The 22,810-nt window shown below is 70.7% G+C and carries 24 protein-coding genes; 16 read left to right on the forward strand and 8 right to left on the reverse strand.

All coding sequences use genetic code 11. The annotated features are described in order from the left end of the window. Positions 1-12 precede the first annotated feature (12 nt). A complete protein-coding gene (locus KBX71_RS29275; protein WP_210821014.1) occupies positions 13-603 on the reverse strand; it encodes a TetR/AcrR family transcriptional regulator in 591 nt (196 codons plus the stop codon). Between the two features lie 122 nt (positions 604-725). On the opposite strand from KBX71_RS29275, the gene KBX71_RS29280 reads away from it, so the two are divergent. The 3 genes from KBX71_RS29280 (at position 726) to KBX71_RS29290 (ending at position 3,888) form a co-directional block, all read left to right on the forward strand. Then, positions 726-1,562: an SDR family oxidoreductase gene (locus KBX71_RS29280; RefSeq protein ID WP_210821015.1), complete on the forward strand. Its 837-nt coding sequence runs from the start codon at positions 726-728 to the stop codon at positions 1,560-1,562. 157 nt (positions 1,563-1,719) lie between these two features. Beyond that, positions 1,720-2,946, forward strand: a complete 1,227-nt coding sequence (locus tag KBX71_RS29285) for an epoxide hydrolase family protein (RefSeq protein WP_210821016.1) — start codon at positions 1,720-1,722, stop codon at positions 2,944-2,946. Further along, positions 2,947-3,888: a redoxin domain-containing protein gene (locus KBX71_RS29290; RefSeq protein WP_210821017.1), complete on the forward strand. Its 942-nt coding sequence runs from the start codon at positions 2,947-2,949 to the stop codon at positions 3,886-3,888. It abuts the gene before it with no gap. Between the two features lie 234 nt (positions 3,889-4,122). Here KBX71_RS29290 and KBX71_RS29295 read toward each other — a convergent pair whose 3' ends face one another. Further along, positions 4,123-5,100 carry an SDR family NAD(P)-dependent oxidoreductase gene (locus KBX71_RS29295; protein WP_247684306.1) on the reverse strand — a complete coding sequence of 326 codons (978 nt, stop codon included), beginning with the start codon at positions 5,098-5,100 and terminating at the stop codon, positions 4,123-4,125. Between the two features lie 115 nt (positions 5,101-5,215). Here KBX71_RS29295 and KBX71_RS29300 point away from each other — a divergent pair, with 115 nt between their 5' ends. Next, on the forward strand, positions 5,216-5,839 hold the full coding sequence (locus KBX71_RS29300) for a TetR/AcrR family transcriptional regulator (protein ID WP_210821018.1): 624 nt from the start codon (positions 5,216-5,218) through the stop codon (positions 5,837-5,839). Positions 5,840-5,865: 26 nt separating this feature from the next. Here KBX71_RS29300 and KBX71_RS29305 read toward each other — a convergent pair whose 3' ends face one another. Beyond that, positions 5,866-6,456: a GrpB family protein gene (locus tag KBX71_RS29305; protein ID WP_210821019.1), complete on the reverse strand. Its 591-nt coding sequence runs from the start codon at positions 6,454-6,456 to the stop codon at positions 5,866-5,868. Between the two features lie 142 nt (positions 6,457-6,598). On the opposite strand from KBX71_RS29305, the gene KBX71_RS29310 reads away from it, so the two are divergent. The 3 genes from KBX71_RS29310 to KBX71_RS29320 are packed head-to-tail and all read left to right on the forward strand — an operon-like array spanning position 6,599 to position 8,804. Further along, complete coding sequence (locus tag KBX71_RS29310) at positions 6,599-7,471, forward strand: AraC family transcriptional regulator (protein ID WP_210821020.1); 873 nt, start codon at positions 6,599-6,601, stop codon at positions 7,469-7,471. Positions 7,472-7,491: 20 nt separating this feature from the next. Next, positions 7,492-7,824, forward strand: coding sequence for a PadR family transcriptional regulator (locus tag KBX71_RS29315; protein ID WP_210821021.1), 333 nt, complete (start codon positions 7,492-7,494; stop codon positions 7,822-7,824). Then, complete coding sequence (locus KBX71_RS29320) at positions 7,785-8,804, forward strand: hypothetical protein (RefSeq protein WP_210821022.1); 1,020 nt, start codon at positions 7,785-7,787, stop codon at positions 8,802-8,804. Before KBX71_RS29315 ends, KBX71_RS29320 begins: the two co-directional genes overlap by 40 nt. On the opposite strand, the gene KBX71_RS29325 is transcribed toward KBX71_RS29320, so the two are convergent. After that, positions 8,762-9,259 (reverse strand): NUDIX domain-containing protein, encoded by a 498-nt coding sequence (locus KBX71_RS29325; RefSeq protein ID WP_210821023.1) that lies wholly within the window; start codon positions 9,257-9,259, stop codon positions 8,762-8,764. The two genes, KBX71_RS29320 and KBX71_RS29325, sit on opposite strands and share 43 nt — an antisense overlap. 174 nt (positions 9,260-9,433) lie before the next feature. Between KBX71_RS29325 and KBX71_RS29330 the strand changes: the two genes are divergently transcribed. The 4 genes from KBX71_RS29330 to npdG all read left to right on the forward strand — a co-directional run bounded on the left by KBX71_RS29330 (position 9,434) and on the right by npdG (position 12,909). Further along, entirely contained in the window at positions 9,434-9,637 is a 204-nt protein-coding gene (locus tag KBX71_RS29330; protein WP_124818259.1) for a hypothetical protein, read from the forward strand. Between the two features lie 83 nt (positions 9,638-9,720). Continuing rightward, on the forward strand, positions 9,721-10,587 hold the full coding sequence (locus KBX71_RS29335; protein ID WP_247684308.1) for a histone: 867 nt from the start codon (positions 9,721-9,723) through the stop codon (positions 10,585-10,587). 80 nt (positions 10,588-10,667) lie between these two features. Then, a complete protein-coding gene (locus tag KBX71_RS29340) occupies positions 10,668-12,098 on the forward strand; it encodes an RNB domain-containing ribonuclease (protein ID WP_210821024.1) in 1,431 nt (476 codons plus the stop codon). Positions 12,099-12,210: 112 nt separating this feature from the next. After that, complete coding sequence (npdG, locus tag KBX71_RS29345) at positions 12,211-12,909, forward strand: NADPH-dependent F420 reductase (protein WP_091409546.1); 699 nt, start codon at positions 12,211-12,213, stop codon at positions 12,907-12,909. A gap of 65 nt (positions 12,910-12,974) precedes the next feature. Here the strand turns inward: npdG and panB are convergent, their stop codons facing one another. Both panB and KBX71_RS29355 read right to left on the reverse strand, forming a co-directional pair. Continuing rightward, entirely contained in the window at positions 12,975-13,820 is an 846-nt protein-coding gene (gene panB, locus KBX71_RS29350; protein WP_196925286.1) for a 3-methyl-2-oxobutanoate hydroxymethyltransferase, read from the reverse strand. 199 nt (positions 13,821-14,019) lie between these two features. Continuing rightward, positions 14,020-15,777 (reverse strand): NAD+ synthase, encoded by a 1,758-nt coding sequence (locus KBX71_RS29355; protein ID WP_210821025.1) that lies wholly within the window; start codon positions 15,775-15,777, stop codon positions 14,020-14,022. 215 nt (positions 15,778-15,992) lie between these two features. Here KBX71_RS29355 and glnA point away from each other — a divergent pair, with 215 nt between their 5' ends. The 4 genes from glnA (at position 15,993) to KBX71_RS29375 (ending at position 19,192) form a co-directional block, all read left to right on the forward strand. Next, positions 15,993-17,342: a type I glutamate--ammonia ligase gene (gene glnA, locus KBX71_RS29360; protein ID WP_210821026.1), complete on the forward strand. Its 1,350-nt coding sequence runs from the start codon at positions 15,993-15,995 to the stop codon at positions 17,340-17,342. Positions 17,343-17,430: 88 nt separating this feature from the next. After that, on the forward strand, positions 17,431-17,856 hold the full coding sequence (locus KBX71_RS29365) for a DUF350 domain-containing protein (RefSeq protein ID WP_210821027.1): 426 nt from the start codon (positions 17,431-17,433) through the stop codon (positions 17,854-17,856). A gap of 108 nt (positions 17,857-17,964) precedes the next feature. After that, positions 17,965-18,657 carry a YafY family protein gene (locus KBX71_RS29370; protein ID WP_210821028.1) on the forward strand — a complete coding sequence of 231 codons (693 nt, stop codon included), beginning with the start codon at positions 17,965-17,967 and terminating at the stop codon, positions 18,655-18,657. 151 nt (positions 18,658-18,808) lie between these two features. Then, positions 18,809-19,192: a VOC family protein gene (locus KBX71_RS29375; RefSeq protein WP_210821029.1), complete on the forward strand. Its 384-nt coding sequence runs from the start codon at positions 18,809-18,811 to the stop codon at positions 19,190-19,192. Between the two features lie 948 nt (positions 19,193-20,140). On the opposite strand, the gene KBX71_RS29380 is transcribed toward KBX71_RS29375, so the two are convergent. Next, positions 20,141-20,617: a hypothetical protein gene (locus KBX71_RS29380; protein ID WP_210821045.1), complete on the reverse strand. Its 477-nt coding sequence runs from the start codon at positions 20,615-20,617 to the stop codon at positions 20,141-20,143. A 185-nt stretch (positions 20,618-20,802) separates the two neighbouring features. On the opposite strand from KBX71_RS29380, the gene KBX71_RS29385 reads away from it, so the two are divergent. Next, positions 20,803-21,708 carry a virginiamycin B lyase gene (locus KBX71_RS29385; protein ID WP_210821030.1) on the forward strand — a complete coding sequence of 302 codons (906 nt, stop codon included), beginning with the start codon at positions 20,803-20,805 and terminating at the stop codon, positions 21,706-21,708. Positions 21,709-21,785: 77 nt separating this feature from the next. Here the strand turns inward: KBX71_RS29385 and KBX71_RS29390 are convergent, their stop codons facing one another. Then, positions 21,786-22,721, reverse strand: coding sequence for an LD-carboxypeptidase (locus KBX71_RS29390; protein ID WP_210821031.1), 936 nt, complete (start codon positions 22,719-22,721; stop codon positions 21,786-21,788). Between the last annotated feature and the right edge of the window lie 89 nt (positions 22,722-22,810).

Here is a 22,810-nt window from a genome sequence, read left to right on the forward strand (position 1 = left end):
CCCCGCCGGGCGCTACCGGGGGCGCAATCCGGTGAGGGCGGTGGTGACGACGAGGTCGGCGTACTCGGCGGTGAGCGGCCCACTGCGTTGCAACCAGCGGTTGAGAATCGGCCCCCAGATCATGTCCACCGCCACGGCGAGGTCGACGCCCTCGGCGATCTGACCCGCCCGCTGGGCGCTGCGCAGGCGCTGCCGCTTGGCCTCCTTCAACGGCCCGTCCAACCGTTCGGCGTACGCCGCCGCCAGCTCGGGGTCGAGCGCGATCTCGGTGGCCAGCGCGCGCATCGGTTGCTCGTACCGGGGATCGTTCATCTCCTCGACCGTCGCGCGCAGCACCACTGTCAGGTCCGCCGCCAGGTCGCCGGTGTCCGGCAGCGTCGGCGGCCCACCCTCGGTGGCCTCGCTGAGCATGAGGAAGGCGTCGAAGATGACAGCGCCCTTCGACGGCCACCAGCGGTAGATGGTCTGTTTGCCGACGCCGGCGCGCGCGGCGATGCCCTCGATGCTGAGCTTCGCGTACCCCAGTTCCTGGAGCAGGTCGAAGGCCGCGGTGAGGATGGCGCGCCGGGAGGTCTCGCGCCGGCGGGCCGTGTTGGGGGTCATGGAGCAGAACGATACCAGCGTACGAGACGATCCGTCTCGTCTTGACGGGTGGCGGCTACACGCCCTAGTCTTCTGTCATCACGATACGAACCGTCTCGTCTCGAAAATGCTGGGAGACCCGCATGCGTACCTGGTTCATCACCGGCGCCAGCCGCGGCCTGGGCCGCGCCTTCGCCGACGCCGCACTCGACCGAGGTGACCGGGTGGTCGCCGCCGCCCGGACCATCGCCACCGCCGACTTCGACGAGAAGTACGCCGACCGGCTGCTGGCCCTGACCCTCGACGTGACCGACCGGGCGGCGGTCATCGACGCCGTGAACACCGCCGTCGAGCAGTTCGGCCAGCTCGACATCGTCGTCAACAACGCCGGCACCCTGTCCATGGGCATGATCGAAGAGTTCACCGAGGCCGAGGCGCGGGCCCAGTTCGAGGTCAACCTCTTCGGCGCGCTCTGGGTCAGCCAGGCCGTGCTGCCGCACCTGCGCGCCCAACGGTCCGGCCACATCGTGCAGGTCTCCAGCATCGCCGCGCTCGGTGGCTTTCCGAGCACCGGCCTGTACAGCGCGAGCAAGTTCGCCCTGGAGGGCATGAGTGAGGCCCTGGCGATGGAGGCGGCGGCCTTCGACATCACGGTCAGCATCGTGCAGCCGGGCGGCTACTGGACCGACCTCTACACCAGCGTGCGCGTCACCACCCCGATGGACGCCTACGCGCCACTGCGCGCCGAGTTGGAGCGGCAGTGGGCGGAAAGCTCCATCGACAGCGAACCCCGGCTGGCCGCCGAGGCGTTGCTGCAACTGGTCGACAGCGACGAGCCGCCGCTGCGGCTCCTGCTCGGGAGCATGGTGTACGACCTGGCGTTCGACATCGCCCGTCGGCGGATGGACACCTGGGCGAGCTGGGAGCAGGTCAGCCGAGCTGCCGAACACGGCGTCGCGGCCCCCGGATCTGGCCAATGAGAGGGCTGCTCGTATCGCCACGAGCAACCGGTGCGGCGATCTAGGCTCCGAGATATGGCGGCGGCGTGCCTATCTCGTTGGCACACAAGTCCGGGCAGAGCCTTCACCCCATGATTTCTCCTCGCGAGGCGCAAACCTAGACGGAGAGGAAACACGCATGGCTGTCAAAACCAAGACTCGTCCGGGCACCACGGAGATTCGGCAGTTCTCGGTCGACATTCCTCAGGCCGACCTCGATGACCTGAAGAGGCGCATCAAGGCCACCCGCTGGCCGGACAAGGAAACGGTGGACGACCAGTCGCAGGGCGTGCCACTCGCGACGATTCAGGCCGTCGCCCGCTATTGGGAGAATGAGTACGACTGGCGCAAGGTCGAGGCGCGGATGAACTCCGTTCCGCAGTTCATGACAGCCATCGACGGGGTGGACATCCACTTCATCCACGTGCGCTCGAAGCACGAGGACGCGCTGCCACTCATCGTCACCCACGGCTGGCCGGGGTCGATCATCGAACAGATGAAGATCATCGAGCCGCTCACCGACCCCACGGCGCACGGCGGCAGCGCGTCGGACGCCTTCCACCTGGTGATCCCGTCGCTGCCCGGTCACGGTTTCTCCGGCAAGCCGACCGAGGCGGGGTGGAACCCGCAGAAGATCGCGACCGCCTGGACGGAGCTGATGAAGCGTCTCGGCTACAACCGGTTCGTCGCGCAGGGCGGCGACTGGGGCGCGGTCATCGTGGACCAGATGGGCATCCAGGCGCCTCCGGAACTGCTCGGCATCCACACCAACATGCCCGGTGCGGTCCCACCCGAGATCGACCTGTTGTTCCAGGGCGACACCACCGGCGCGAACAACGCCATGGGCTCGCTGCCATCAGGGCTCTCCGACGACGAGATGCGCGCCGCCGAGGAAGTCAACTACGTCTGGAAACACGTCGCCTACGCCCTCATGATGGCGACCCGCCCGCAGACACTGACCGGGCTGGCGGACTCTCCGGTCGGCCTGGCGTCCTTCCTGCTCGACCACGACGCGAAGAGTCTGGCCCTGATCGCACAGGTCTTCGACGGGGCCGAAGCGGGCCTCACCCGCGACGACATCCTGGACAACATCTCGCTCTACTGGTTGACGAACACCGCCGTCTCCGCGTCCCGTCTGTACGCGGAGAACAAGCTGTCGTTCTTCGCCGCCAAGGGCGTCAAAGTCCCGGTCGCCGTGAGCGTCTTCCCCGACGAGCTGTACGAGGCGCCGCAGAGCTGGGCCGAGCAGGCGTACTCCAACCTCATCTACTACAACAAGCTCGACGTGGGTGGGCACTTCGCGGCCTGGGAACAGCCGAAGATCTTCTCCGAGGAGCTTCGTACCGCCTTCCGGTCACTTCGCTAGATGGCCGTGCACCTGCCCCCGCTGAACGGGGCGGCCGAGTGGCTCAACTCCGAGCCACTCGGCCCCGCCGACCTGGGTGGGCGCGTCGTCCTGGTCAACTTCTGGACGCTGACCTGCATCAACTGGCTGCGTCAGGAGCCGTACGTGCGTGCCTGGTCGCAGGCCTACCGCGACGACGGGCTGGTCGTCGTCGGGGTGCACACCCCGGAGTTCGCGTTCGAGCACGACGTCGACTGGTTGCGGCGGGCGGTCGCGGCCCGATCGATCGACTACCCGGTGGCTGTCGACAACGACTACGCGATCTGGAGCGCCTTCGACAACCACTACTGGCCGGCGCTCTACTTCGTCGACACCGACGGCGTCATCCGCGACGACCACTTCGGCGAGGGACGCTACGAGCAGTCCGAACGGGTGCTCCAGCAACTGCTCGGCATCGAGCGGGACCCCGTACCCGTCAAGGGGGCCGGCCCGGAGGCGGAGGCCGACTGGAACAACCTGCGGACGCCCGAGACGTACCTCGGTTTCGGTCGCGGCGAACACTTCGCGTCGCCGGACGGCCCCGCCCTCGACGAACGCCGCGCCTACCAGGTGCCGGAGAGCCTCGGCCTCAACCAGTGGGCCCTGGCGGGGGAGTGGACGATCGGGTCGGAGAACGTCGTGCTCGACCGAGCCGGCGGCGGCATAGCCTTCCGGTTCCACGCCCGCGACGTGCATCTCGTGCTGGCCCCCGGAGCGGGACAGTCGATCCCGTTCCGGGTGCTGCTCGACGGTGACGCCCCCGGCCCGTCACACGGCGTCGACGTCGACGGGAACGGCAACGGCGTACTCCAGGACGGCCGGCTCTACCAGCTCGTCCGCCAGGACGGCCCGGTCCGTGAACGGACCCTGGAGATCACGTTCGGCGAGCCCGGCGTCCAGGCGTACGCCTTCACCTTCGGCTGACGCGCGGATCGATCGCGCTCTCCGTGTTGAAGACCGGTGAAAAGTTGAGTACCTGAGCGCCGGACGCAGACGGCTGTCGGTCGCATACCGGTTGGCGCGATCCTTCTCTGCGGCCTCGTCGCCGTCGTCGGCGGAGAGCAGCAATGCCGCGATCTCGTCCACGGCCGGACGCTCGGCGGCCAGGGGCAGCGGAAATCGGTACTGGTCGCTGTCGAGGATGTAGTCCACGAGAAATCACGGTTGGCGGATCAACTCCAGCGATCGCGCCCACAACGTCATCGCGGCGGCCGGGTCGAGTGCCCACTGCTTGACGCCGTGGCTGTTGGTGAAGAGGTCGGCGTCGTCGGTGACGGTGTACGCCTCGCGTCCGTCGTCGAGATAGTGACCGCCAGTGTGGGCGAACTCAGGGCAGACAGCCGCGACGAGTGTGGTGGCGGCACCCTGCTGGAGCGTCTTGTAGGTGAAGACGCCCGCAGCCTCAGCCGCCGCCAGGTATTCCCGCTGCTCTGGCGTGAAATCGCGTTGCAGCCCGGTGGAGACGCCACCGGGGTTGGCGATGTTGGCGACGATGCCGTCGGCGGCCCATCGGCGCGTGGCTTCCACCGCGAAGAGTGAACTGGCGGTCTTGGACTGCGCGTACGCGGCCTGCGGCTCGTAGGCGCGTCGCTCGAAGTGGATGTCGTCGAAGACGACCGGCGAGTTCATGTGTGCCGTCGAACTGACCACGACGATGCGGGCCGCACCGCGCTCGCGCGCGCCTGCGGCGAGGGCGTCGTGCAGGCCGACGCTCAGGGCGAAGTGACCGAGGTGGTTGACCACGAACTGCTGTTCCCAGCCTTCGGGGGTTCGGTGCAGGTTGCTGAGGAAGACGCCGGCATTGTTGATCAGCAGGTGCAGCGGCCCCGTCCAGCGGTCGACGAACTCGGCGATGGAGGACCTGTCGAGGAGGTCGATCGCCGCCACGTGGACGCTGTGGTTGCCGGTGGTGTCGGTGATGTCCTGGGCGGTCGTCGTGCCGGCGGTGATGTCGCGAACCGCCAGCGTGACCTCGGCGCCCGCCCGTGCGAGCGAGCGTGCCGTCTCCACGCCGATTCCCGAGGAGGCGCCGGTGACGATCGCGCGGACACCCGTGAGGTCGACGCCGCTCACGACGTCGTCGGCGGTGCTGTTGGCGTCGAAGCGGGTCGTGATCAGTGGATGAGGGGTCGTCAATTCGTCTCCTGGAGTCGAACGGGTGGCACCGAGGTCCATCGCCATCGGCACTATGGCGACTATACAAGCTCTACATATATTGTCTAGTTGGCGCGGCGCTTGCTAGGGTGGTGTCATGAGCGTTTCGCGGGCGACCGAGGTCGCCGGCGGGCAGGGTGAGGGCGGCCGTCGGAAGCACGTGCTGAAGGCCGCTCTGCACACCTTCGCGCGCTACGGGTACCGGAAGACGTCGATGGACGACGTCGCCCGCGCAGCAGACATCTCCCGTCCCGGTCTGTACTTCCTGTTCTCGTCCAAGGAAAACCTGTTCCGCGACGCCGTCATCGACGCGCTCGACCGCGATCTTGCGGCGGCAGCGCGGGTGCTGGAGGACACTGAGCGTCCCCTACGGGATCGGCTGGTCGAGGCCTTCGACCTGTGGACCGGCCGCTACATCGGCGCAATGGCCACCGAGTTCGCTGTCTTGATCGACAGCAATCCCGACCTGCTGGGGCCCATCGTCCGGGCATATCCCCAGCGCTTCGTCGCCATGATCACGAATGCTCTCGCCGACGCGCTGCCGGCCCCGCGCACGGGCATGGCCGAGGACATGGCCCGCACCCTGCACAGCACCGCCGCCGGCATCAAGCACGAGGTGGCCACTCGGGCAGAGTTCGGCCAGCGAATGACTATCGCCATCGACCTCTTCGTGCCCGTACTCGTCGACGGTTCCGCCAGCCGGTACGGACACACGCCCTAGGCGTGACCGTCGCCGACGTGGGGTCATCAGGCGGCGAAGATGCGCGCGTAGATCTCGTCGATGACGTCGTTCTTCGCCAGGCTGTAGTCACGGGGTCGGTGCGCGGTGTCCCGCGCGAGGCGCCGCTTGGTCGCGGCGTACAACTCCCGGTCGTGGGGATGCGAGCGCAGCCAGTCGCGGAAGAGCCGGTGCCGGACGGGTTCCGGCGCACCCCTCGGCCAGACATGCAGGTTGACGTCCTCGGCAGGGCTGATGAGCATCCGATGCCCGTGCCACCAGGGCTCCCGCAGGACGAGCCGGTACCCGAGCCGTTCCAGGGCGGGGAGATAGCCGGCCTCCTCCGCGGTGTCGTCGATGGTGAGGTCGACATCGATGACGGGCTTGGCGGCGAGCCCCGGCACCGCCGTCGACCCGACGTGTTCCACCTCGATGATCAGAGCACCCAGCGTCTCGGTGAGCGACGACCGAACGACGATGAACCGCTGCGCCCAGGACGGGTCGTACTCCTCGATGACGACTGACTCCCACGTCCGTGGCGGCTCGCCCACCAGGCCGGCGTCGACCTGCTCGGGGGTGCCGTGGAAACGTTGCACGACGTCCTGCGGATACTCGGCCACGTCAACCTCCTCGGGAAGCAAAGTCCGCCAGGCTACGACACGACGACCGGTGCGGCCCACCCGACCGATGCGGGCATCGGATGTCGGGTGGGGCACCGACCCCGCGACCTAGCGTCAGTGGTCGAAAGGGAAGGAGGCCCGGGTGCTGGATCGGCTCAACGAGGCCATGGCGTACATCGAGCGGCACCTCGACCAGAAGATCGAGGTGGCCGAGCTGGCGCGGATCGCGCTGACGTCGGAGTACCACTTCCGGCGGCTGTTCTCCGCGCTGGCCGGGATGCCGCTGTCGGAGTACATCCGTCGGCGTCGGTTCACCGTCGCCGGTGCGGACGTGCTGGCGGGGGAGCGGACGTTGCTCGACGTCGCGGTGCACTACGGCTACGGCTCGGCGGAGGCGTTCGCCCGGGCGTTCCACGCCGTGCACGGCGTGGGCCCCGGAGAAGCTCGGCGTACGGGGGCAGCGTTGCGCGCCCAGCCCCGGATGTCCTTCCGACTCACAGTCGAAGGGAGCGGCAGCATGGAGTACCGAATCGTCGACAAGGACGCGTTCGCGCTGGTGGGGCGCAAGGCCCGGGTCCCGCTGGTGCACGAGGGGATGAACCCGGCGATCGTCGCGTTCATCAGGAGCATCGACAGGGAGACGACCGGGCGGATCGAGGCGCTCTCCGATCAGGAGCCGAAGGGGATCGTCAACGTCAGCGACAACCTCGCCGACAGCCGGCAGGAGGGCACCGAGTTGGACTACTGGCACGGCGTGGTGACGAGCGCCGTGCCGCCGGAGGACCTGGACGCGCTGCCGGTGCAGGCGGGGTCGTGGGCGGTGTTCACCACGTCCGGCGCGTTTCCGCAGGCGGTGCAGTTCCTGTGGCGTGACGTGTTCACCCAGTGGTTCCCGTCCAACCCGTACCGCAGCCGACCGGGACCGGAGATCTCCCGGGTGCGGGTGTCCGCGGACGGCACCCAGGCGGACGCCGAGCTGTGGATCCCTGTCGAACGGGTCCCCACCCCTATATAGAGTTCCGATACAGTGGCTGGATGCGGATGACGATTCCGGTCGCGAAGGTGCTCGCGGCGCTGCTCGCCGAGCCCGACGAGCAGCGCTACGGGCTGGACCTGATGCGCTTGACCGGCCTGCCCAGCGGCACCCTCTACCCGGTGCTGCACCGGTTGCAGGGGGCCGGCTGGCTGGCCGCCGACTGGGAAGCGATCGATCCCGTCGCCGCCGGCCGGCCGGCCCGCCGCTACTACCGCCTCACCGCCGAAGGCGTGACGCAGGCCCGCCGGGCGCTCGCCGACCTGCGTGCCGCGCTCCCCGACGGTCGCCGCTCGTGGGGCGGCACCGAGCCCACCGGGGCGCCGGCGTGGTGACCCGCCGGGCCGCCGAACTGTTGCTGGAGTTGGCCGCGCGCCGCTGGCCGGTCGAGGTCCGTGACGACCTGCGCCGCGAGTGGGCAGCCGAGCTGCACGTGCTCGCCGAGAGCGGTCGTTGGACGAAGATGGTGGGCTTCGCAGTGAGCCTGGCCGTCAGCCGCGCCGGCGCCCCACTCGTCGACCGCACACTGATGCGTGGTCGGGCCGGCCGCACCGTCGCCGCACTACTGCTGTCCCCGATTGCCTGCGCCGCGATCGTGTTCGCCAGCGCGGTGCTGATGAACGTGGTCCTGAACTGGCTGCTGCTGCCGCCGCAGTTCCAGCTACCGCTCTGGTCGTTGTCGACCGCCGGGCTGGCGGTGATCCTGGCGGTGTGCGCCACACGCTGGGCCCGGCACACTTCGCTCGGCGGCCCGCTGCGCATCGCGCTCGGAGTGGTGCTCCCCATCGGCGCGGTCGTGGCCCTGGCCGCGTACAGCCTCAATACCGCCGGCATCATCGCCGCGGCACCCGGTCTGCTGCTCTGGCTGGCCGGCCTGACACTTGTCCTCTGGGCCGCGGCGACCCTCAGCGCGCGGGGGCGGGTCCGGGCAGCCTGGTGGCTGGGCATCCTCGGCGCGCTCGTCGTCGCCGACCTCGCCGTGATCCTCTTCGTGGTCGGGAACATCCCCGGCTCCAGTCCCGTCATCGAGGGAACGGCGGGAGACGCCGTCGACCGGATCTCGGCGCCGCTGTGGCTCTTCGCCTGCTGGACCGACTGGAACTTCGGCCTGCCCCGGCCCACCCGTTGGGAGATCTTCCTGATCACCGACGAGGTGCTGGTGGAACCGCTGTTCTATCTGGCCTGCTCGCCCTACGCGCTGACGTACGCCATCCGGGCGGCCCGGTCGGCCCCGGCCGCACCGGTCGTCCTCGCCGCGACCCCGTGTGAACCTCAGTCGGGTACGTCGTCCCAGGTCGTACCCGGCTCCAGGTAACCGGTCAGCTGGTTCTCGCGCAGCGCGTACGCGATGACCAGCAGGGCGTGCTTGTCCAGCTCGGGCAGCCGGTCCAACGGGAACCACCCCACGGCCAGCGACTCGTCGTCGTTGACCCGGGCGGTGCCGGCCACCAGCCGGCACAGGAACCCCAGGTTCAGGTATTCGCACCGGTCCCCGTTCGGGTACGTGTGCGGATGCGACACGGCGCTGGACATCCGCACCGGGGCGACGTCCAGGCCCGTCTCCTCGCGCACCTCACGGACCAGCGCGGTGGCCGGCTGCTCGCCCGGCTCGACGAAACCGCTGATCACCGACCAGCGCCCGTCGTCGGCGCGTTGGCCGAGCAACAGGTCGCCGGCGTCGTTGCGGACCACCGCGCTGACGCTCGGCAGCCAGAGCAGGTCGTGGCCGACGTGCTTGCGCATCCCCACGATGTAGTCCGGTATCGCCATCCGGCGATCATAGATGCGACCACAGCGGGGCTCACCTGCGCATCTTCTGGAGTTCCAGTCCCACGCGTTTCGCCATTTCGGCCCGACGGACGCAATGCATATCTACTGTGGAGATCGTCGGCGACTTGTGCGATCCGGTGGCGGCCGGCCGGATCGCGGTGCACAGTGATTCCCATGAGCGACAGCGGACGTGGTGGGCAGTTCTACTGGTGCACCCGGCATCACCGGGTCGAGACGGACGGCAACGTGTGTCCGGCGAAGCATGTACTCGGCCCGTACGACTCGGCGGCCGACGCGGAGAACGCCCTGCAACGAGTGCAGGAGCGGAACGAGGCGTGGGATGCCGAGGACGCTCGTTGGGCCGGGGAGGACAGATAGGCGGCGCGGGACGGCTCGCGCCGAGGTATTTCGTGCTCCGCGAGGACGCACGCGAGAGCACGTCCCCCGAGGAGGGAACCACGATGGCCGAAGCACAGCAGGCCACCAAGCGCCCGGCCGCCCGACGCACCACCGCGAAGAAGACCGCCGCGGCGGAGCGGAACACGGCGGCGAGCCGGACCACCCCCGTGCGCAAGTCCACCACGGCTGCCGCGAAGGCACCGGCGCGCAAGGCCGCCGGCGCGGCGGGCCGCGCCCCGGCCAAGAAGACCACCACGGCGGCGAAGAGGGCCCCCGCGAAGAAGGCCACGACGAAGACCACCGCCGCGGCGAAGAAGGCCCCCGCGAGGACGTCGACAACCACCCGCAAGACGACCGCCGCCGCCAAGCGGGCCCCGGCGTCCACGGCGCGCAAGACCACCACCGCCGCGAGGAAGACCACAGGTACGGCGAAGAAGACGGTGAGCGCGGCCAAGAAGACCACCGCCTCGGCGGCGCGGAAGACCACCGCCGCGACCAAGGCTCCGGCGCGGAAGACCACGACCGCGGCGAAGGCTCCCGCGCGCAAGACCACCGCTGCGACCAAGGCTCCGGCGCGCAAGACCACCACCGCGGCGAAGGCCCCGGCGCGGAAGGTCGCGACCACGGCGTCCGCCGCCAAGAAGACGGCGGCGAAGAAGACGGCCGCGGCGAAGAAGACCGCGTCCACCCGCCCCAGCGGCGGCGCCCGCAAGGCCCCGGCCAAGAAGGCCCCGGCCGCGAAGTCGACAGGCACCTCGTCGACCACCGCCCGCAAGGCGGCGGCGAAGAAGGCCCCGGCGAAGAAGACCGTCGCGGCCAAGGCGCCGGCCCGCAAGGTGACCGCCCGCAAGTCGCCGGCCCGCCCGGTCGCCGCCCGAGCCACCGCCCCGAGGGGTACGCGCAGCGCCGCCCGGAAGGCGACCAGCTGAGAGCGGGCCACCCCTCGCCGGGCGGATTTCTCGGCCGGTCACCGGAAGCGGATCACCGATGGCGCTGTCAGGATTGACCCGTGGTCATCCGACGCGTACTCGCGCCCCGCATCGACTTCGGCGCGCTGCGCCGCGAGCTCGGCCTGCTAGAAGAGTTCCCGGCCGACGCACAGCGTGAAGCCGACGAGGCGGCTGCGGCACCGCCGCGGCCGCCCGTCGACCGCACCGACATACCGTTCGTCACTGTCGACCCCGCCACCTCGCGGGACCTGGACCAGGCGATGCACCTCGCCCGCCGCCCCGGTGGGGGCTACCGGGTGCGGTACGCGATCGCCGACGTCGCCGCGCACGTCACCCCGGGTGGCGCGTTGGAGGCGGAGACCTGGCGGCGGGGGCAGACCATCTACCTGCCCGACGGAAACGTGCCGCTGCACCCGCGCACCCTCAGCGAGGGTGCCGCCAGTCTGCTGCCCGACGACGACCGGGCCGCGGTGGTCTGGACCATCGACCTGGACGCCGACGGCGGCACCGTGGCCGTCGAGCTGGAACGCGCCCTCGTCCGCAGTCGCGCCAAACTCGACTACACAGGGGTGCAGGCGGCAGCCGAGGCCGGGCGGCTACCCGACCCGATCGCGCTGCTGCCGGAGATCGGTGACCGACTGACAGCGCGTGGGTTGCGGCGCGGGGCCATCAACCTGCCGCTGCCCGAGCAGGATCTGGAGCCCGACGGTGAGGGCTGGCAGCTGGTGCTGCGCGCGCCGATCCCCATGGAGGAGCACAACGCGCAGATCTCCCTGCTGACCGGGATGGCCGCCGCCGACATCATGCTGGCCGGCCGGGTCGGCCTGCTGCGGACGATGCCGGCACCCAAACCGGAGGCGGTGCAGCGGCTCCGGGCCGCCGCCGCGCCGCTGGGCGTGCACTGGCCGGACGACGTGGGCCCGGGTCAGGTCATCGCCGGTCTGGACGCCGCCCAGCCGCGCGCCGCCGCGTTCATCGACCAGGCGGCCGAACTGATGCGCGGGGCCGCGTACACCGCCTTCGACGGGGAGCTGCCCGAGCACCCTGAACACGGCGGCGTGGCGGCCGCGTACGCCCACGTGACGGCGCCGTTGCGGCGGCTGGCCGACCGGTACGCCACCGAGGTCTGCCTGGCCCTGCACGCGGGCCGGCCGGTGCCCGACTGGGCCCGCGCCGCGCTGCCGCGGCTGCCCGAGGTGATGGCGAGCACCGACCGGGTCGCCTCGGCGGCCGCTCGTGGCGCCGTCGAGTTGGCCGAGGCGGCGGTGCTGGAGCACCGGGTGGGCGAGACCTTCGAGGCGGCCGTCCTCGACGTCGACGCCCCGCCCAACGGCAAGTCCCGGCCCCGGCCACCCGGTGGCACCGTCGCGCTGGACGCCCCACCGGTACGCGCACGCTGCCTCGGCCAACTGCCGCTCGGCGAACGGGTCCGAGTCCGCCTGGTCACCGCCGACCCGGCGGCCCGCACCGTCCTGTTCGAGCTGGCCTGACTGTGAGGCTGGTGGGGTCGGTCCGCAGGTGATGGGCTGATGTCGGCGGCAGCGGGGATTCTCACAGTGCTCGGCGCTGCTGACCCGCGGAGCGGTTTGCGAGGATGAGGCCATGGCATACGACGCGAGCACGCTGCCCGACGTGTCCGGGCTGACGGTCGGCATCATCGGCGGCACCGGCGACCAGGGGCGGGGCCTCGCCTACCGGTTCGCGCGGGCCGGCCAGACGGTGCTGATCGGGTCCCGGTCGGCTGAGCGGGCCGCCGAGTCCGCGGCCGAGATCGCCGCCCTGCCCGGGGTGCCGGCCGGCGGCAGCGTCACCGGTGCGGCCAACGACGAGGTGGCCCGACGGAGCGACGTGGTGATCATCGCGGTGCCGTGGGACGGGCACGCCGCCACCGTCGCCGCCCTCGCCGAGCCGCTCGCCGGCCGCATCGTCGTCGACTGCGTCAACCCGCTCGGCTTCGACAAGCAGGGCCCGTACGCGCTGACCGTCGCCGAGGGCAGCGCCGTGCAGCAGGCCGCCGCGCTGCTGCCCGACTCCCGGGTCTGCGCCGCGTTCAACCACGTCAGCGCTCCGCTGCTCGCCGACCCCGAGGTCGACCGGATCGATCTGGACGTGCTGATCTGCACCGAGGACCGCGAACTGGTCGACATCGTCGGCGCGCTCGCCGCCCGGATCCCCGGCATGCGGGGCATCTACGCCGGCCGGTTGCGCAACGCCCACCAGATCGAGGCGTTCACCGCCAACCTGATCGCCATCAACAAGCGCTACAAGGCGCACGCCGGCATCCGCGTCACCGACCTCTGACCCTCGATGTCGGGGTGTCCCAGTGCCGCCAGGACACCCCGACATCGGCAGGACCGAGTCGCTGGCTAGAAGGTGTGTTCGGCGGCGGGGAACTCGCCGCCGCGGACCTCGTCGGCGAAACGGCGGGTGGCGTCGGTGAGGGCGCCGGCCAGGTCCGCGTACCGCTTGACGAAGCGTGGCGCCTTGCCGGTCCGCAGCCCTGCCATGTCCTGCCAGACCAGCACCTGCGCGTCGGTGTCCGGGCCCGCGCCGATGCCCACCGTGGGGATCGGCAGCTCGTGGGTGATCCGCTTGGCCACCTCGCCGGGCACCATCTCCAGCACCACAGCGAACGCGCCCGCCTCCGCCACCGCCCGTGCGTCGGCCAGCACCTCGTCGGCGGTGTCGCCGCGACCCTGCACGCGGTACCCACCCAGGGTGTGCTCGCTCTGCGGCGTGAAACCGATGTGCGCCATCACCGGAATGCCCGCGCCGACGATCGCGGCGATCTGCGCGGCGTTGCGGCGGCCACCCTCCAGCTTGACCGCGTGACAGCCACCCTCCTTCATGAACCGGACGGCGGTCCGCAGCGCCTGGGCCGGACCCTCCTCGTACGAGCCGAACGGCAGGTCACCGACGACCAGCGCCTGCCGGGTCGCCCGCACCACTGCCCGGACCAGCGGAAGCAGCTCGTCGGCGGTGATCGGCAGGGTCGTCTCGTAGCCGAACACGTTGTTCGCGGCCGAGTCGCCGACCAGCAGCACCGGGACACCGGCCTGGTCGAAGATCGACGCCGTGTACTGGTCGTACGAGGTCAGCATCGGCCACCGCTCGCCGCGCTCCTTGGCGGCCATCAGGTCGCGGGTGCGGACCCGTCGGGTGGCCGGGCCGCCGTACAACGCGGTCACCTCGTGCGGAGTGGACTCCACCATCTCTGTCTCCCTTCCTCGAGGCCGCCTGCGCGGTCCCCGGGTTCCGTCGCGATCGTCGCACCGTGAGACGGGGTGACGGCAGGGCCCAGTGCAAGATGTCACTCCACCAGCGCGGGAACGCCGCGCAACGCCACTCGGAGAACGGACCGCGCGGCGGCGCCGGGCCGCGCCACCGACCCGGCACCCCCAGGGGTACGGCTCAGCCGTGCTCGCGCCACCGGTTGGTGATCGGCAGACGGCGGTCCCGACCGAACGCCTTCATGGAGATCTTCGTGCCCGGCGCCGACTGCCGTCGCTTGTACTCGGCGGTATCCACCAGCCGCAGCACCTTGTCCACGATCGCCGGGTCGTGACCCGACTCGACAAGCCCGTCGCGGCCGAGGTCGCCGTCGACGTAGCCGATCAGGATCGGGTCCAGGACGTCGTAGTCGGGCAGGCTGTCGCTGTCGAGTTGGCCCGGGCTCAGCTCGGCGCTCGGCGGCTTGCCGATCGAGTTCTCCGGGATCGGGGCGGTCTCACCGCGCCGCGCCGCGTCCGTGTTGCGCCACTTCGCGAGCCGCCAGATCAGCGTCTTCCAGACGTCCTTGACCGGGTTGAAGCCGCCCACCGAGTCGCCGTACAGGGTGGAGTAGCCGACCGCCAGCTCACTCTTGTTGCCGGTGGTCAGCACCAGGTGGCCCTCCTGGTTCGACAGCGCCATCAGGATCACGCCACGGACCCGGGCCTGCAGGTTCTCCACGGCCACGCCGGACAGCGACAGGTTGGCGAGGAAACCGTCGACCATCGGCTGGATCGGCTCGACGCGGTAGTCCAGGCCGGTGCGCTTGGCCAGGTCGGCGGCGTCCTCTCGGGAGTGCTCCGAGGAGTGCTGGCTGGGCAGCGACACCCCGACCACCCGGTCCGGCCCGAGCGCGTCGACGGCGAGCGCGGCCACCACCGCCGAGTCGATGCCGCCGGAGAGACCGAGCACCACCGACGGGAACCGGTTCTTGTTGACGTAGTCGCGCAGACCCAGCACCAGCGCCTGCCACACCTCCGCCTCGTCGGCCACCGGCTCGATCAGCCCGCCGGTGGCGGCCGGGCCGGACGGCGCGGCCGGAATGGCGTCCAGCGTGCTGTGCACGATCCGCATGCCGTCCGCCACCGTCTCGGCGGTCGGCGGGGTGGCGGCGGCCGGCAACTCGACGTCGTGCACGAGCAGGTGCTCGACGAACTGCGGGGCCCGGGTGAGCAGCTCACCGTCGGCGCCCACGATCATCGAGTCGCCCTCGAAGACCAGCTCGTCCTGGCCGCCGGTCATGTTGACGTACGCGATGGTGGCGCCCGCCTCGGCGGCCCGGCGGCGGACCAGCGGCAGCCGGATGTCGTCCTTGTTCAGCTCGTACGGCGAGCCGTTGATGTTGACGACCAGGCCGACGCCGGCCCTCCGGGCGGCGGCGAACGGGCCGCCGGCCTGCCACAGGTCCTCGCAGATGGTCAACGCGACGTCCACGCCGCCGATCCGCACCACTGTCAGCGCGTCGCCGGAGACGAAGTACCTGTCCTCGTCGAAGACCCCGTAGTTGGGCAGGTGGTGCTTGAAGTAGCGGGCGGCCACGACGCCCCGGTGCAGCAGCGCGGCGGCGTTGCGGGCACCCCGGCCCGGCTCGGCGTCCCCGCTGACCTGCGGCGGGCCGTCGGCGTCCAGGTAGCCGACCACGACCGGCAACTCGCCGAGACCATCGGCGGCCAGGTCGGCGGCCAGCCGCTCCACGGCGGCCCGGGACGCGGCCACGAAGGAACGCCGGAAGACCAGGTCCTCGACCGGGTACCCGGTCAACATCATCTCCGGGAAGAGCACCAACTGGGCACCGGCATCGGCGGCCTGGCGAGTCCAGCTGCGGACCAGGTCGGCGTTTCCGGCGAGGTCGCCGACGCTCGGGTTGACCTGGGACAGGGCGAGACGCAGGGTGGGCATGCCTTCATCTTGCCCCAGCCTCCGCGCGACAATCCGTACCCTCGGACGAGATTGCCGCCACCCGTGGCGGCGGGCGCTCGCCGGGCGGGACACGAGGGGACGGGCGGCGGCAGTTCGCGTAACGTCTGCGTAACCAGGCCCGGGAACACTGGGCGGTCAGGTCGGGTACAGCCCGACCAAGGCGGACAAAAGAGTTGTCGCGAGGGGTTGGGGAAGTGGACCGTCAGCAGGAGTTCGTCCTCCGCACGCTGGAAGAGCGGGACATCCGGTTCGTCCGGCTGTGGTTCACCGACGTTCTGGGCACGCTCAAGAGCGTTTCGGTGGCACCCGCCGAGCTGGAATCGGCCTTCGAAGAGGGCATCGGCTTCGACGGCTCGGCGATCGAAGGCTTCGCCCGGGTCTTCGAATCGGACATGGTGGCCATGCCCGACCCGACCACCTTCCAGGTCTTCCCCTTCGAAGGCGGGGTCAGCGGCGAGAGCGCCCGGATGTTCTGCGACATCCTGCTGCCCGACGGCGGCCCGTCCTGGGCCGACCCCCGGCACGTGCTGCGCCGCGCGCTGTCCAAGGCAGCCGAGAAGGGCTTCACCTTCTACACCCACCCCGAGATCGAGTTCTTCCTGCTCGAGAACGGCCCACAGGACGGCTCGGTGCCCACCCCTGTCGACACCGGCGGCTACTTCGAGCACACCACCCACGCCGTGGCCCGGGACTTCCGCCGGCAGGGCGTCCTGGCGCTGGAACGCATCGGCATCTCGGTGGAGTTCAGCCACCACGAGGTCGCGCCCGGCCAGCAGGAGATCGACCTGCGCTACGCCGACGCCCTGACCACCGCCGACAACATCATGACCTTCCGGCACGTGGTCAAGGAGGTCGCGCTCTCCACAGGCGTGCAGGCCAGCTTCATGCCGAAGCCGTTCACCGACCAGCCGGGCAGCGGCATGCACACCCACCTGTCGCTGTTCGAGGGCGAACGCAACGCGTTCCACGACAGCGGCGACCCGATGAAGCTGTCCAAGGTGGCGAAGTCGTTCATCGCCGGCCTGCTGGTGCACGCCCGCGAGTACACGGCCGTCACCAACCAGTGGGTCAACTCGTACAAGCGGCTCTTCCCGCAGGCCCTGCCCGACCGGATCACCGAGAGCCCGGCCTACGTCTGCTGGGGTCACCTCAACCGGTCCGCGCTGGTCCGCGTCCCCGCCTACGGCAAGCCCAACTCCGCCCGCGTCGAGGTCCGCTCGCTGGACTCGGCGACCAACCCGTACCTCGCCTTCGCGGTGCTGCTCGGCGCCGGCCTCAAGGGCATCGAAGAGGGGTACGAGCTGCCGCCGGGCGCCGAGGACGACGTCTGGTCGCTGACCAGCGCGGAGCGGCGCGCCATGGGCTACGAGGCCCTGCCGGAGAACCTCGCCGAGGCGATCGACGTGATGGCCGGCTCCGAACTGGTCGCCGAGGTGCTCGGCGAGCACGTCTTCGACTTCTTCCTGCGCAACAAGCGGGCCGAGTGGGAGCAGTACCGCCGCGAGGTCACCCCGTACGAGCGGCAGCGCTACCTGGCGCTGTAGGCGCGGGGGCTGACGCGATTGCGCGCTGCCGCTATCGTCTCGATCACCGCGCCGGTACCCCTCCGGGCGGAGAGTCGGGAGGCAGTCGGTGCTGGAGGATCTGCTCAGCGGTGCCTGGCAGAGCGTCGTGTTCGGGATCGTCGGAGTCGGGCTCATGGCCGCCGGCTTCGGGCTCGTCGACCTGCTCACCCCGGGCCGGCTACGACACCTGATCTGGGTCGAGCGCAACGCCAACGCCGGGCTGCTGCTCGCCGCCAACCAGCTCGGCATCGCCGGGATCGTCTTCACCGCGATCCTGACCAGCTACAGCGACTTCGGGAGGGGCCTCGCCTCCACCGTGGTCTTCGGGCTGGTCGGGTTGGCGATCATGGCGTTGGCCTTCGTGGTGCTGGACCTGCTCACCCCCGGCAAGCTCGGCGAGGTCATCTGCTCGCCCGAGCCGCACCCCGCCGCCCGGGTCAGCGCCGCCACCCACTTCGGGGCCGCGTTGATCGTCTGCGCCTGCATCGCCTGAGGCGGCTGTCCGCGTCGCCGTGCGGTCTGGTTGTCTGCGGGCGGCTGCCTGCGTAGCTGTGTGGGCGGTTGCTGGAGGGAGTCGTACCCCGGTCGTAGCGTGCTGGGCATGAATCGCACGGACCGTCTCTACGCGCTGGTCGAGGAGTTGCGGGCGGTGTCACCACGCCCGCGCAGCGCCCGCTGGCTGGCCGCGCGCTTCGAGGTGAGCAGCCGGACCATCGAAAGGGACCTCGGCGCGTTGCAGGAGGCCGGGGTGCCGATCTGGGCCGAGCCCGGGCGCACCGGCGGCTACGTCCTGGACCGCGCCCGCACCCTGCCGCCAGTCAACCTGACCGCCGCCGAGGCCGTCGCGATGGCCGTGGCGCTGCACCGGCTCGCCGGGACACCGTTCGCCGGGCCGGCCACCACCGCCTTGCGCAAACTGGTGGCGGTGCTGCCGGCCGCCGACGCCGCCGAAGCACACCACCTCGCCGGCCGCGTGCACCTGATCGGGGACGGGCCGGCCACGCCCGTCCCGACCACCGTCGCCGACGCGGTTGCCGCGCGGCGCGTGCTGCGCATCCGGTACGCCGACCGCGCCGGCGCCGACTCGACCCGAGTTGTCGAACCGCTGGGCTACCTCGGCAACACACGGCACTGGTATCTGCTCGCCTGGTGCCGGCTGCGCGACGAGCTGCGCTGTTTTCGCACCGACAGGATCCGGGCGGTCCAGGCGCTGCCCGAAGTGGTGGCCCGGGAGCTACGCCTGACAGATCTCGACATTCCGCACGAACGGGTTCGCTCGCTGAGCCTGGTCTGAAACGGGCTCGGCGCGGCGGGCCCGGGTGGGTCTCGTCGCTGGAAACCCCGCCGGGTGATCCGGAAACACCGACAGGACGCTGTCGCCAACGCCCCCGAGACTGCTCCAGAAGACGGCCGAACGGCCGGCACGGAAATTCTGGAGGCAGTAGATGACCAGCTCCACCACGCCCATCACCTGGTTCGAGATCGGCACCGACCGACCCGAGGATGCCGAGCGGTTCTACGGGGAGCTGTTCGGCTGGACCTTCGAGGAGCAGGGCTCGACCAACGGCGGGTCCTACCGGGTGACCGGGGCCGGAGGCGACACCGGGATCGGCGGGGCGATCCGGCCGACCGACGGGACGTCACCGAACTACGCGATGTTCTACGCCGAAGTCGCCGACGTGGCAGAAACCTGCCGCCGGGCCGAAGCAGCCGGCGGCCGCGTGCTGGCGCCAGCGCGTACCGCACCGAGCGGTCTCACGTTGGCCCACCTACTCGACCCGGCCGGCAATCACCTGGGCGTGTTCGCGCCCCCACCCCAGCAGCCCTGACGCCCACCAGGGCCGGGCCGATAGCCGTCCCGGCCTGCGCTTCCGAACTGGGTTGGCCTGGCCCCGGCTGTGCCTGGCACTGGGTTGGCCTGGCCCCGACTGGGTCTGGCACTGGGTTGGCCTGGTCCCGACTGGGTCTGGCACTGGGTTGGCCTGGTCCTGGCTGGCCTGGCCTCGGCTGGCCAGGCCCTGGGTCGTGCTGGTCCTGGGTTGCCCGGCCCCGGCTGGGCTGGTCCTGGCCGGGCCTGGCCCCGGTTGTGCCTGGCCCCGGCTGCGCCTGGCCCCGGTTGTGCCTGGCCCCGGCTGCGGCTGGTCCCGGTTGTGCCTGGCCCCGGCTGCGGCTGGTCCTGGTTGACCTGGCCCTGGTCTGGTCCCGTCCTGGTCTGGTCCCGGGGTTGGCCCGGCTCTGGGCTGACATCCCGAGCCGGTTTAACGGCTTGAGCCAGCCGACGGCGCGTCCCCGGGGCGGTGATCGACTCGGTTTTCATGATGTCGGGGTGTTCGAGTGCGTCGGATACCGCGACTTCCTGAAAGCCGAGTCGATCAAGTCGAGGGCTAGGGCCCGGGCCTGCTCCAGGGGACACAGAAATCAGCGCTATCTGGATATATCGGGGCGCACCGGGTCTTCGGCAAGCGGTCCTCCCGTTGATCACTCGGCGCTGAGTAGGTCAGCCCGCGCTGCCTCGTCGATCATGGAGTTGTGGTGGGTGACAAAGTGCCCGAATGACCCCAAATCAGGCACCACGTCTCCATGATCGACGAGGTTCAGCCGCGCCCTTCTGCGGATCTTGCACTTACTGTCGCGGCATAGGGGGCATTCCGTGCATCTCGGCGACCGAAACTGCAAGATCGACGCGGGCGGGGGAGCGATCCAAGGAGCCTGGTCAGGTCATCGTGATTCCGGCCGGCCCCGGCCAGCTGGTGCCTGGCGGGGCTGTGTCCGCCGGGTTACTTGCCGGGCGTACCTTCGCCGTGGTGGCTGCCCGGACCGCGGTGGCCGCCGGGGCCGGGGAAGACGCCGGCCTCGACGGCCTTGGTGATGGCGTCGGCCTGCTCCTGGGTGAGCTTGCCGTCCTTGACCGCCTGGTCCAGGCGCTGCTTGAGCGCGGCCTGCCGGTCCTCGGCGGACGGGCGCTGCGGTCGGTCGGCCGGCCGGTGCTGCCCGCGGATCTTCTCCAGGGCGGCGGTCACCTTGTCGGTGGGCACGCCCAGTTCCTTGGCGAGCGCCTCGGCGAACTCGCCCTGCCGGTCGGCCTTCGCGCCGGGAGCCGTGCCCGGAGCCGTGTCGGGGGCGGTGCTGGCGCTCGGTGCCGGCGTGGGAGTGTCGGCGGCGAACGCGATCGTCGGGGCCGCGATCCCGACGCCGAGGACGCCGGCGGTGGCCAGGCCGGCCAGCAGGTGCTTCCTACGGATGGTGCGGGACATGCTGTCCTCCAGAGGTTCGGTCATCCTGCGCTGTCGTCACCGACAGTGACCGGGCAGTCTGGGCGGAAGCCGTGGCGACCCTGTCAGCGAGCTGACAATCCTGGCCGGTGGTGGGCCAAATCGGTTGTGCCGTCGCTGGCTGAGCGGTCAGGGTGGACGATTCACCGACGGAAGGACACCGCGGAATGACCGTCGAGATTCGGGAGATTCCACTCGCCGAGCCGGGCGCCGGGCCGTACGGCATCGCGCCTGGCCCGGACGGCGCGCTCTGGCTGACGTTGGCCCATGCCGGCGGGATCGCCCGGTTGTCGCCCGACGGCCCGGTCCGGATCTACCCGCTGGATCCGGCCGGCGCCCGCCCGTTGATCATCACGGCCGGGCCGGACGGGGCGCTCTGGTTCACCCGCTCCGGAGACGACCGGATCGGTCGGATCACCGTCGACGGCGAGCAGCGCACCATCGCCCTGCCGACCGGCACCGGGCCGGGCGGCATCGCGGCCGGACCCGATGGCGCGCTCTGGTACGCCGGGATGACCTCCGACACGATCGGCCGGGTGGAGACCGACGGCACCCACACCGCATTTTCGCTGCCGGTGACCGGCGGATTCGCCTCGATGATCACTGCTGGCGCGGACCGGGCTCTCTGGTTCACCCTCAACCAGGCGAACGCGATCGGCCGGATCGACCTCGACGGCAGAGTGATGTTGTACCCGCTACCCACAGTGAACGCGGGCCCGGTCGGCATCGCCCTCGGCGACGACGGTGTCATCTGGTTCGTGGAGATCGTGGCCGGTCAGCTCGGTCGGATCTACCCGGATGGCGAGATCGTCGAGTTCCCGCTGCCGGATCGGGCGGCCCGTCCGCACGCGATCGTGGCCGACCAGGAGGGCGGCGCGTGGTTCACCGAGTGGGGTGCCAACCGGATCGGTCACGTCGATCGAACCGGACGGATCGAGGGCTACGCCCTTCCCACCCCCAACGCCGAACCCCACGGCATCACCCGCACCCCGACCGGCATCTGGGCCGCCCTGGAGTTCGGCGCGATAGCCCACCTAACAACATCCCCCCAACCCCCTCCGACCCGGCGTTGATCATGAAGTTATTGCCACGACACGCCGTGGCGAGTGACAACAACTTCATGATCAACGGAGTAAAGCGGGGGGTGGGGTTAGTGGACTGCGGGGGGTGCTGTGAGGGTGGCTGTTGTGGTGTCCACTGTGGCTTTTGTGCCTACCGGGACTGTTAGTTGGTTGGGGCCGTGGCCGATGGGGAGGCCGCCGAGGACGGGTACGCCCAGGTCGCCGAGGCGTTCGTTCAGTACGTCGACGATCGTGGTGTCCCAGCCGTCGCCGCAGTCGGTGAACTGCCCGACCGCCACCCCGGCCAGTCCGTCCAGTGCGCCGGCCCGGCGCAGGTGGGTGAGCATCCGGTCGACCTTGTACGGGGGCTCCTGCACGTCCTCGATCAACAGCACCGCACCGGTCAGGTCGGGTAGGTCCGGGGTGCCGATCGACGCGGCGATCATGCACAGGTTGCCGCCGAGCAGGGTGCCGGTGGCGCGACCCGGGACGCGTACGCCGAAGGTTTCCTCGGTGGGGTCCGCGGTGATCGACACCGGTTCGGTCGTCATCAGCGCCGCGTGCAGGGACTCGGCGGACCGCAGCGGCGTGCGCTCGTCGCGCCAGGCCGCCCCGGGGCCGTGCACCCCGGCCAGGCGGGCGCCCCGCCACAGCGCGAACTGCAAGGCGGTGATGTCCGAGAAGCCGGCCACCACCTTCGGGTCACGGCGGACGGCGGCCATGTCGATGGCGTCCACGATCCGTTGGGCGCCGTAGCCGCCACGAGTACAGATCACGCCGCGCACGTCCGGGTCGGCGAAGGCCGCGTTCAGGTCGGCGGCGCGAAGGTCGTCGGTGCCGGCGAGGTAGCCGTGGCGGGCGTAGGCGTTCGGCGCCGGCACCGGGCGCAGGCCCCAGCCGGTGAGCAGCTCCATGCCCCGGGCCACCCGTTCCGGCGAGGTCGGCCCGGACGGCGAGACCAACAGCACCGTGTCACCGGGGCGCAGCACGGGCGGGCGTACGACGGCGGTGTCCTCGCTGATCACAACCGCAGAGCCTAACGACCCGCCGTGGCCGGGACCCCCGCACGGGCGGCGGGAGGCCGAGCACGGGCGGTGGGAGGCCCAGCGCGGGC

Source organism: Micromonospora sp. D93 (assembly GCF_018070365.1).
Lineage (GTDB): Bacteria > Actinomycetota > Actinomycetes > Mycobacteriales > Micromonosporaceae > Micromonospora > Micromonospora ureilytica.